Origin of the sequence: Chryseobacterium sp. C2(2020) (assembly GCF_014218915.1) — a bacterium.
GTDB lineage: Bacteria > Bacteroidota > Bacteroidia > Flavobacteriales > Weeksellaceae > Chryseobacterium > Chryseobacterium mucoviscidosis.
On sequence record NZ_JACLCT010000020.1, the window covers coordinates 68,810 to 80,601 of the forward strand.

The 11,792-nt window shown below is 34.9% G+C and carries 5 protein-coding genes; all 5 read left to right on the forward strand.

The genetic code is table 11. The annotated features are described in order from the left end of the window. Positions 1 to 24 precede the first annotated feature (24 nt). The 5 genes from H6W52_RS12745 (at position 25) to H6W52_RS12765 (ending at position 11,579) form a co-directional block, all read left to right on the forward strand. Entirely contained in the window at positions 25 to 4,263 is a 4,239-nt protein-coding gene (locus H6W52_RS12745; protein ID WP_116098685.1) for a SpvB/TcaC N-terminal domain-containing protein, read from the forward strand. A gap of 17 nt (positions 4,264 to 4,280) precedes the next feature. Then, positions 4,281 to 10,001: a toxin TcdB middle/N-terminal domain-containing protein gene (locus H6W52_RS12750; RefSeq protein ID WP_116098686.1), complete on the forward strand. Its 5,721-nt coding sequence runs from the start codon at positions 4,281 to 4,283 to the stop codon at positions 9,999 to 10,001. Positions 10,002 to 10,004: 3 nt separating this feature from the next. Beyond that, positions 10,005 to 10,382, forward strand: a complete 378-nt coding sequence (locus H6W52_RS12755; protein WP_116098687.1) for a hypothetical protein — start codon at positions 10,005 to 10,007, stop codon at positions 10,380 to 10,382. A gap of 180 nt (positions 10,383 to 10,562) precedes the next feature. Then, positions 10,563 to 10,970, forward strand: coding sequence for an RHS repeat domain-containing protein (locus H6W52_RS12760; protein ID WP_185144420.1), 408 nt, complete (start codon positions 10,563 to 10,565; stop codon positions 10,968 to 10,970). 84 nt (positions 10,971 to 11,054) lie between these two features. After that, positions 11,055 to 11,579: a hypothetical protein gene (locus H6W52_RS12765; protein WP_185216734.1), complete on the forward strand. Its 525-nt coding sequence runs from the start codon at positions 11,055 to 11,057 to the stop codon at positions 11,577 to 11,579. Positions 11,580 to 11,792: the final 213 nt, after the last annotated feature.

Genomic DNA, 11,792 nt, shown 5'->3' on the forward strand with positions numbered 1-11,792 from the left:
TGTAGTTGAAAAGCATATACACAAATGAGAAATTCGATATTAAGTAGATTAAGAGAAAATCCTAAAATTGTAAAAGTTCTGGTTTTTCTTACTTCATGGACACAGCTTCATGCCTACGCAAATACAGCGTACTTAAACAAACCCAAAGAAACTTTACCGGGTGCAGATTTTCATTATTCAACTGTTGTTCAAAATAACAGCAGCTTTCTGAAGAATAATGAGAAACCTTCGGCAATCGATACTGCTTTACGGAATAATATTTCATATTCAAATGAGAAGAATATTGATTCTGAAAATACCTACAGTCCATCAGGAAATGGAAATAAAACGTTGCTTAAAGGTCAAAAAACTATTATTAATCAACCGGTATCGGGATTTTATATTTCTGATATAAAAGAAGGAATTATAGGAAAAGACTCTGAACATCCGATAGACCAGATATACGATAATATATTTAATGTTACAGTCAATGAAAAAATCAGATCTGATAAACAATATAGCTTGGAATATGATCTTTATGGATTAAAAGATTATAAGCAGGTAAGCAAAGTTATCAATGATGAATTGGCTGTAGGAGGTCAAAACGTAGAAAAAACAACAGTTTGGACGCACCAAACAGAGCCGGTAAAAGCAACTGCTGTTAAAGAAGGCAAAAATATTATTGTATTTACAATTCCTAATTCTTCCGATTACAGCTACAAAATCAGAAATCTTCGTATAGTTGCTTCGGATAAAAAGAGTACTCCTTCAGAATTTGCAAATTCATATGTTGGTCAAACCAATTATAAATATATAAATTCTCAAAATCAGGCAGAAGAATTAAGTTTAAATTCAGCAACCTTAAAAATAGAAGGAAATTCTGTAAAAAATACTGCAGTTTATTCTATTACAGCACTCAGAGACATTGATATGCCTGCTCTTACGCCTGAAATGGCAAACGTAACAGCAGATCATTTCGGATATAGATTCTTACCTCATGGAGAGAATTTTTCGGCAGCGGCAAAAGTATCCATTGGATATGATAAATCTAAAATACCGACAGGATATACCGAACAGGATATTAAAACCTTTTATTTTGATCTTACTCAGAAAAAATGGATTCCTTTAGAGAAAGCCGAAAGAGATTCTCTTCAAAAAGGCAGTAATATTATTGTATCTAAAACAACCCATTTTACGGATATGGTAAACGGGATCATCAAAGTTCCTGAATCTCCCGAGACAGGAAGTTATGCTCCCAATTCTATAAAAGATATTAAAGCTGCGAATCCAACAGAAGGAATAGTTTCTATTGCACCACCTACTGCGAACAATATGGGAACTGTTAATACAAGTTTTCCAATTAAGTTACCAGCAGGAAGAGGCGGAATGCAGCCTTCACTTTCAGTGAATTATAGCAGCGAAGGCGGAAATGGATGGTTAGGATTAGGTTGGGATCTTTCTATTCCATCGATTTCTATTGATACAAGATGGGGGGTTCCTACGTATGACCAAAACTTTGAAACTGAGATTTATACTTTGGGGGGAGAGCAATTAACCTTTAAAGTAGGAGATAATTATGTTTTGCCCAACAGAAATGAGGGTTTTGAGAAAAGCAGGTCTGCAAACTTGGAGCCGGATAATACAAAAAGATTTTATCCGAGAATAGAAGGTGGATACAGTAAAATCATACGTCACGGAAATTCTCCTAAAGAATATTGGTGGGAGGTAATTTCCAAAGATGGAACGAGAAGTATTTTTGGAAATGATGGAACTGCCAATAACCCGCAACAGTATTATTTAAAAGATGCACAAGAAAATATAGGACATTGGGCATTGTATAAAACGATTGATACCAATGGAAATTATGTTGTGTACACGTATGATAAATTTCCTTATACTTCTACAGAAAATGTAATGGGTAAAGGAGGAGTGGAGCACTATATAAAAAATATAGAATACACTAAAAATGACTCTAACACTTCCCTTAAAAGCTATTTCATAAATTTTGAATACGATTCCCAGAGATATGATGTACAGGTGAATGCCCGTCTAGGATTTGTGCAGGTTACGTCTAAAAAACTAAAAAATATTGCAATTCTTTATGGTACAGATAAGATAAGAAGTTATGATTTTGGTTACAAAGAAGGAGCTTTTAAAAAATCTCTGTTAGAAACCATTACTGAAAAGGATGCAAATGATCAGGTTTTTTATGCTAATAGATTGGAGTATTTTAACAATATTGAAAATTCTCAGTATTATGGTGAAACGGTTATTGATGCGGTTACTAATGATGCAGGAATAAATAGTTCATCTCTACTAGGGCATGGTGACTCTAAAAATACAACGATTGGAGGTGCTCTTACATTTGGAATCGCATTAGCTGGAGATAAAACAGGATATAATCCACTAATCAAAAATGCAACTGTGGGTGGAGATTACCAATATAGTGAGGGAGAAGGAGGAGGAAGACTTTCTATGACAGATATTGATGGTGACGGACTTCCTGATAAGATTTTAAAAACGGATTGGAATTATCCAGATACTGTATTTAAATATAGAAAGAAGGGTCCAGATATGAGCTCTTTTGGTGGTACTCTTTTTACACCAGAAAATTCCAAATCATTTTCTTATTCAAAAAACTTTACTAATAGTTTTGGGATTCAGGCAACAGCAAGTGATATGGTTTTCGCATCAGCATCATCTGGAACCTCTAAAACTAAAGATTTTACATATAATTATTTTACAGATACTAATAATGATGGTATTCAGGATATAGTTAGTAGTGGTCAGGTCTATTTTGGTAGAATAGACAATGGAGTTTTAAAATATACAACAGATGTTTCACTTACACCAAATCCTATTAATAAGGGAGCTGCTATAAGTGCTCCAAGTGTCGATTGTAATGATATTTTGGAAGATTATAAAAATTCCCCCCTTCATGATGTTGTGAAAGTGTGGAAAGCTCCATATGATGGATACATTAAAATTATTGGATCTTTTAAATTAAAGAATTTATCAAGTACTGATGGTGTTAAAATAAGTCTGCAGCATTACAAGCTTCAAGCTAATAATTCTTCTTTTATTGTTCCGATGACAGTACTAAATTCAGCGAATAGTGTTTACACAATTAATCAACCGTCAATAGAAGTTAAGCAAGGAGATTATTTTTATTTTAGAGTAAATTCAATAGATAATGGAAACAACGATATAGTTGAATTGCCAGTAAATATAGAGTATATATATGCACCTTTGGCTAATATATATTATTTATACAATGATTCTTCCGAAACGCCATTGCGTCAGTTTAATAATACAAGCCTTGTAAGTAATAAAAATGGAATTGGGATTCCTTTCAATGTAAATACAGGCTCAATTACAGGAACTTTTGTTAAACCAATAACCGTAAGAGATATTAATATTGACATCCTGAGAAAACAAACCAATGGAACCGTGAACGTAATTGGAAACTTGCAATATCCTTATAATAATAGTGGAAATAATTCTATTCTTTTTAATACAGGAGCGCTAACAGAAGGAGATATTATATATTTTCAGGTAAAATCGAATGTTAATGAACAATGGGAAAATTTAATTTTTAATAATCTAAAACTTACGATAAATTATAATGGAGATAACATCGAATTTCCAATCATTCCAGATTATCAGTTCTATAATTTAAAGACAAATAATCCTACCACTTTTAAACCTCATTTTGCTCCCCCAACAAATAGCACAAATTACGGACTTTATGCAAAATTATATAACAAGCCGTCAGGAAAGTATACTTTTATAGTAAGATCAAGAATTACAGGAACAGGCAATTTTAGCTCGCCACAGATTACAACAATAAATTGGACGGGTACTATGAGTTCAATTCAAGCCCTTGCAATTCACCAGTCGATTACACAAGGTAATGAATATTATGTAGAATGCTATTCAGATGTAACCTCAGATGAGGGATTAGATAGTAGTGCACCCAATATAGAAGTCGAATTGCGAGAGCCAGTATATTTTAATACTTCTGCTCCTACAGTATTTGCAACTTACGGGATTAATGTATATGGAAAAGATAAGGATAATATTTATCAAACAGGTTCTTCAACCAATCTTTCAAAAGATGATGGAAGGTTTGGAGCTATGTATAGAAACTGGGGACAATTTATTTATCATGGAGGATATGGCAATTTGCCAACTTCTTGTAGTCAGTTACAAAATCAATTGATCGATTATGGAAGTCTGTCAATTGATCCTATGAAATTAATCCCAATGATTCTACTCCTTTGAACGAAAGGGTATTCATAATGATGAATGCTTATAATGGAAAAGATGTAAACGATCAGGCAAATCAAGACTATATCCAAAAGCATATCGGATTGAGTAAAACTACATATGTTAAAGGTTTAGATATCTCTACTTCAAGACTTGGAATGAATGATATGAGTATTCTTACACAAGGATCTCCAATTAATACCTCAGGAGTTTTCAATGCACCTATTAAACAATCAAAAACTACAAATTCTAATGTGGGAGTAGGTGCAGGAGTGGGTCCATTGGTATTAAATACAACAACATCTAGTGGTAAAACTATTAATATATTGGATTATTTTGATATGAATGGAGATGGTTATCCAGATGTATTAAATGGGAATTCTGTACAGTTTACCAATATGATTGGTATGCTGTCTGCAACATCTTTACAAGGATCTAATGATAATCCCCATAGAACAGATCATGAAAATAATGGATTTGGAATGGGACAAAACTATCCGTTATCAGGAAAATCAAATGAATCAAATAATAAAAAAGCGGAGAAAGCAGCAGAAGCTGGAATAAATTTTTCTGCGGGACAATCTTCAGGCAATGATACTTCAACATACAGCTATATTGATGTAAATGGAGATGGCTTATTAGATAAGGTGAATAAAGGAGGTCAAGTTCAGCTTAATTTAGGGTATTCTTTTGCCGCGCCTGAAAACGTCTCTTTTAATGATTTTAGAAATGGTGATACCAACTCTTCCAATATAGGAGTAGGAGCATCTATTGGTGGTACTATAACCAGTAATTTACCTAAAGGCATAAGCCTGTTTAATGCAAGTATATCTTTTGGAGCTGGAAAATCAGAAACTATAAATAACCAAAAAACATCATTGTTGGATATAAACAATGATGGATTAGCTGATCTTGTAAGTAGTTCAGGAGGAAATATAAGTGTTTTACTTAATACAGGGAATAAATTTATTTCTATACCATGGAATGCCTCTTCTGCCATTTCAAAAGATATTTCACGAGGATTTAATTTTAATATTGGATTTACCGCATCTGTTTTGATCCCTATTGGTACAACGGGAAACTCTCTTAAAATTTCTATTAATCCAAGTACTAGTTTCGGTGAAGGAGATAGTAATGTACAACATCAAATAGCAGACATTAATGGCGACGGGTTTCCAGATTTACTAAAGTCACAAATAGATAACAATGGTAACTTCACCAATGATGCAGCTATTGTGAAATATTCTAGTATCGGCACCACCAACCTCCTTCGGAAAGTAACCACTCCATCCGGAGGAAGCTGGGAAGTAGAATATGAGAGAGTTGGTAATACATACGATATGCCACAAAGCAAATATGTATTAAAAACGGTAACTACCAATGATGGTTTTACCGGAGATAATGCATTCAGCCCTGATGTTTCAAAAGTTACCATTCAGTATGCAAATCCTTATCACAGCAGAAGAGAACGTACTTTCTACGGTTTTGAAAAAGTTACGGTTAATCAGATTGACACAAAACAGGGAGGAATTTCCTCAAATGTAATTTACAGAAAAACCATCCAGACTTTTAATAACTCGAATTACTATCTAAAAGGAAACTTACTGAATGAAAAACTTTTAGATGCTGGTGACAAGATCTGGACTGAGAAAAATAATAATTACAGTATCAGAAGTATTCATGAATATACAGAAAATGTAAATGGTAACCCTGTTTTACATGGATTTAATATTGATGAAACTGTTCTGACAAAAGAAAATGAGAAAACAGCTAATAAATATGCTTATTTTGTTGCGCTTAAGAATACAGATTCTAAATTTTATGAAGGAACAGGGGTTGCAAAAAAATCAACAAAAACAATAATAGATGAATATGATCAATGGGGAAATGTCAAACAAGTTTCCGATTTTGGGGATTTTGAGATCAGTGGATCAACGCAGGTGTTAGGATCGGATGGGATTATATCTAAAGTTATTTACGAAGAAGTTGCTCCTGGGAAATATATCATTGCTCCTAAAACAGTCAAAAATACTGCAACAGGTATTGTCAGAGAAAAAAGAGCAGAATATGATCCATCAACTGGTGATCTGAAGAAAATGGTGATTAAAAATCAAGGTGCAGATTATTCTGTATATGATTTTGAATATGATGTGTACGGAAACATTACAAAATCTACTGGTCCTGCAAACAGTGCAAACCAGAGATTCTTCCATCAGTATACGTATGATGATAATGTGAAGACTTATCCTGTAAAAGTTCAGGACGCATTTGGGTACAGTAGCAAAACGCAGTATGATTTCCGTTTCGGTGTACCAACGCTTACGGAAGACATGAATTTGCAGCCAATGAAGTTTGCGTATGATGCAAAAGCAAGAACTACTGAAATTACAGGACCGTATGAAATGTTCAATAATATCCCTTGGACAATAAAGTTTGAATACAACCCTATTACCGATGCACCGCTTAATGCAACCAATGCACAGTCTTACGCGGTAACTAAGCATTATGATCCAGAATATCAAGGAACTAGCACCATCAATACCATCACCATTGCAGATGGTTTTGGTGAAGCCATTCAGGTGAAGAAAACGGGTGATATTTATAATGATGGGGTTAAATATATTGTTGCCGGAAAAGTAGAATCAGATGCTTTCGGAAGAGCGTTAAAAACATACTATCCTACAACAGAAAACGTAGGAAGTGGAAACACCTTGTACAATGCTTCTGTGGATACTACTGAGCCAACAATTAATCAGTATGATGTATTGGATAGAGTAGTGTATACAAAACTACCGGGAGAAAACCTGTTCTCAACCATAGAATATGGCTTTGCTGCTGATGTACAGGGAAGACAGATGTTTGCAACCACCTTTAAGGATGAACTGGGAAGCATTAAAAAGTCTTATACAGATATCAAAGGAAGAACAACTTCTGTCTGGGAAGTTTCGAACACTGGAGATATTAAAACAAAATTCACACATGATGCGATCGGACAGATCCTTCAGGTGGAAGATGTGGCAGGAAATATCACGACATCACAATATGACGATTTAGGAAGAAGAATTTCATACAAGCATCCTGATAGTGGCATTACCACTTATAAGTATGATCCGGCAGGAAATATGAATTCAAAAACCAATGCTGCCAATGAAATTGTTAATTATAAGTATGATTATACAAGGCTGAAAGAAGTAAACTATCCTGTTTATCCTGAAAATAATGTTAAATATTATTATGGAGCTGCAATGGATGCATCTGCAATGGATAATAATGCGGTGGGAAGACTTTGGTATCAGACAGATGCTACAGGAACGCAGTATCTGAAATACGGAAGATTGGGCGAACTTACCTACCAACGCCGTTCTGTTGCCGTTCCGGATGCCGGAGTATATTGGTTTGGAACTTCATGGGAATATGACACATGGAACCGTGTGAAAAAGATCACCTATCCGGATGGAGAAGAAGTGAAATATACCTACAATAAGGCGGGTAATCTTTTCAAGATGAACTCTGTAAAAGATGGTTTCAGCAGAGACATTATAAAGAATCTGGGATATGATAAATTTGAGCAGAGAGTTTATCTTCAGTATGGAAATGGTACGGAAACAACCTATGAATACGAAACCAACCGCAGAAGATTGCTTAAGATGTATGCTAAAAACAGCAACAGATACTTTATGCAGAATACTTACCAGTACGATGTGGTGTCCAATGTAATGCAGGTACACAACAATGCACCTGTAGTACAGGGATTATTAGGAGGAGGAACCAACTATGCGTATGGATATGACGATTTGTATCGCCTTACATTTTCATCTGGAAACTGGAGGGGCATCAACTCAGACGGAGTGGAAGAAAGACACCGTTTTACCGTGGGGATGACGTATGATAATATGCACAATATCATGAGCAAAACCCAAAAACACGAGTGGGTAACAGGATCCACTTCTAATAACTGGACGGCTCTTGAACCAACATCTTACCGACTGAACTATAAGTATGAGAATTCTTCGCATCCGCATGCGCCATCCAGAATTATAGATGAACCGAATATTGTACCGAATGCTACATGCTGTAATCCGGACGATCCGGGAGTGAAGTTTCAGGATTATCAATATGATCCTAAAGGAAATCCTACGAAGATCTTACAGCAGACTTGTACCAATCAGGAAGAAAAAGCAGTGTATCTGTGGGATGAAGAAAACCGTTTACGATTTGTAGATACCAATCCTACAACACCGGAAGCAGATGGGGCGGCAATTTATACCTATGATGCAGGAGGAGAGCGTATTATAAAAGATGTTCTGTTTAAAGGAAAAATAGGAAAATACAATAGCGACCATATAGAAGTAAGTGGCGAAACCATTCATGAAGCGTCAATTTATCCAAGCGGATTGATTACACTTAAGCTTACCTATGATCTTCAGAACGGAATGTTACAGGAGCCAAGCTACACCAAGCATTATTATGCAGGAAGCCAGAGAATACAGTCTAAAAACGGAAACAGCGGAAATGTAGGAGCATTTGACTGTGCATGGCTTATTATCCCGTTTGGAGGAACAACGCCGCCAATTAATCCTGTGAATGTTTCTAACCAGATCTTGCAGACGGCTACCCAAAGCAATCTGGTGATTATGCAGACCAATAACCTTACCCCGCCAGTAAATTATGGGCAGAATGGAGGATATACCGGAAATTGCGTATCTTCATATGCAAGTAATGTTGAGGAAAAGGAAATCTATTGGTTCCATCCCGATCATTTGGGCAGCAGTTCTTTCATTACCGGATTAGATGGCGAAGTAACCCAGAATATGGAGTATTTCCCAAGTGGAGAAATCTTCGTAGAAAACCATATGAATGATGGCTTGAACAGTCAGTACAAGTTTAATGGTAAGGAGCAGGATGGCGAAACTGGGTATTACTATTATGGAGCAAGATATTACAATCCAAGAGTTTCTCTCTGGTTGAATGTCGATCCACTGGCGGACTACAACCCTTACTATAATACAGAGCATTATATAGACGGGCAACATAACGGAGGAGTTTACAATTCTGGGAATAATAATCCTTACATTTACTGCTATCAAAGTCCAGTTAAGTATGTAGATCCAAATGGAAAACAAACAGTTGCTCAGCTTGCTTCGGGTGCAGCTATAGGAGCGATTACTGAGTATATTGGAATTGTAGGTTCAAAAATGTTATTTGAGCATATGACATTTACACAGGCTAATAAAGACCTAGGATGGGATGATGCAATTGATATTACTGTTGCTGCTGGAGTAGGAGCTGTAGAAGGTTCAATAGATGCAGGAATAGGAACTTTAACTAAATGGGTAACAAATCCAAGAAAGCGTAAAATTTTAGAGTTTGTTTTAAAGGTAGGAGTTGATGCATTAGAAACATCCCTTAAGGAGGTATTAAAAGGAACATCATACGAAGATATGGATTTTAAATCAATTCTTGCCGGTTCATTGGCAGAAGTGGGAGTAGGTCAATTGATAAGTGTCAAAAAATATGAAAATAAAATTAGTGCTTCAAAAAAAGCTATTGCTGATGCTGAAGTTGCAAAAACGGTGAGAAGAGGCACTCCAAGAGCAACATATAAAAATATTAGAAAACAAAATGCAATTATAAAAAATGAAACGAAAAATATAAAGAAATACACAAAGTACCACAATCGAGCCAAAATTATTACAGATGGTACAGCTAAAACGATGGGTAATGGAGCACAAGATCGGGCTAAATCAAAATAGAATATGATAAAGTATTTATTATTAGCATTTAGTACATTGTTATTTTTATTTTCTTTATATTTTTATCAACAAGAAAAAGAAATATTAAAGAATGATAAAAGAGTAGAATGCATTGTAAGTAGAGTCAATTGTAATTATGGTAAAAGAGGAGGCTCAACTTTATGGGTATACTATAAAAATAAAAAATACTCAGTAGGAGTTTCTGACAAAATATGTGGCAATATTAATGAAGGACAAAATATTTTACTTTTTTACAATAAAAGGTTTGATTATATTTTTCTAGAAAATCATTTGTCTATAAGAGTTGTGTTTATTTTTTTAGTATTTTTTATTATGGTTGTGGGCTTAGTTTTATGTTCACCCGATAGCGCGGATTTGTAATCCGTGCCTGTACCAAGAACAAAAACTTTGCAATCTGCAAAGTTTTTGTTCTTGTAAAGTAGTAATTATATATCTTCGTATGAAAGTAATGTTGAGGAAAAGGAAATCTATTGATTCCATCCCGATTATTTGGGCAGCAGTTCTTTCATTACCGGATTAGATGGCGAAGTAACCCAGAATATGGAGTACTTCCCAAGTGGAGAAATCTTCGTAGAAAACCATATGAACGATGGCTTGAACAGCCAATACAAGTTTAATGGTAAGGAAATGGATGGCGAAACAGGATATTACTATTATGGTGCGAGATATTACAATCCTAAAGTTTCTCTTTGGTTAAATGTAGATCCGCTTGCCGAAGCATTACCTGATAGAAGTCCTTATGAGTATACTTTGTCAAATCCAATACGTTTTACTGATCCTACAGGAATGTATCCTAATGGACCTGGTGATGAAAATATTAGAACCAAAGATATTGAAGAAGTTAAATTGGTTGGTAAAAGAGAAAGTTGGTTTACAAGAAATATTGTGAGACCCATTAAAAATTTTTTTAAAGGGGAACCCAACTTATCATCTCAACAAGGAGCATAAGGTCAATCCGGAGCATATACTAATGGTAAAGATAAATACGGTGTAGCAGGTTTAGTCCTTGGTTATAATTATTCGGGTTCTATAATGTCAACAAAGAGTAACATTAAGGTTTTGAATGGAGAAATAGAGAGTGGAATGGGAAATGGGAAATTAAATTTGGCTGCAGATCTTAAAGTTAAAGTAGCTGCAATGGCAGCTGAATCTAAAAATATTTTAGGAGATGAAAATTGGAATGTATTTGCTGATGCGAAGGGAGACTTTTTATATGCTGAAGGAGAATTAACCAATGGTCTTTATTCAGGAGAAAGAGAGAGATATGGTATAATTTTGGGTGGTGGTGGTAAAGCAGGTGCTTTAAGTGGAGAAATAACCTCTGGTTATACTTTAGCAGGAATAAGATTTGGAGATACTGTAGGAGGGTGTATAGAATGTGCCGAAGCCTCAGCTCAGGGAGCGTTTTATTATGATAATAAAAAAGGAAATTTAGTAATTAGGGGTTATGGAGCTTTTGGAGGAGAGTTTGGAGGAAGAGTTGGAAAATTTATAGAGATTCCAGTACTGAAATTTATTAAGTTGACAAAGGATATTGTAAAAATTAAATTAAATTAAGATGAAACTTATTGTCAAGGAAAAAGATATTTTACCATATATCCTCGTAGGAATGTTGATAGTTTCCATAATTTTAGTTAGTCTTCCTATTCGTAATAAAATAGAATTGTATTTTGGGTTTGATTTAATAGCAATCGGTAGTGTCCTACTAACTGTGTAAGTAGAAAAGTTATTCTGAAAAATTTTGAGCCCTCAAAGCTCAAAAAATTTTTC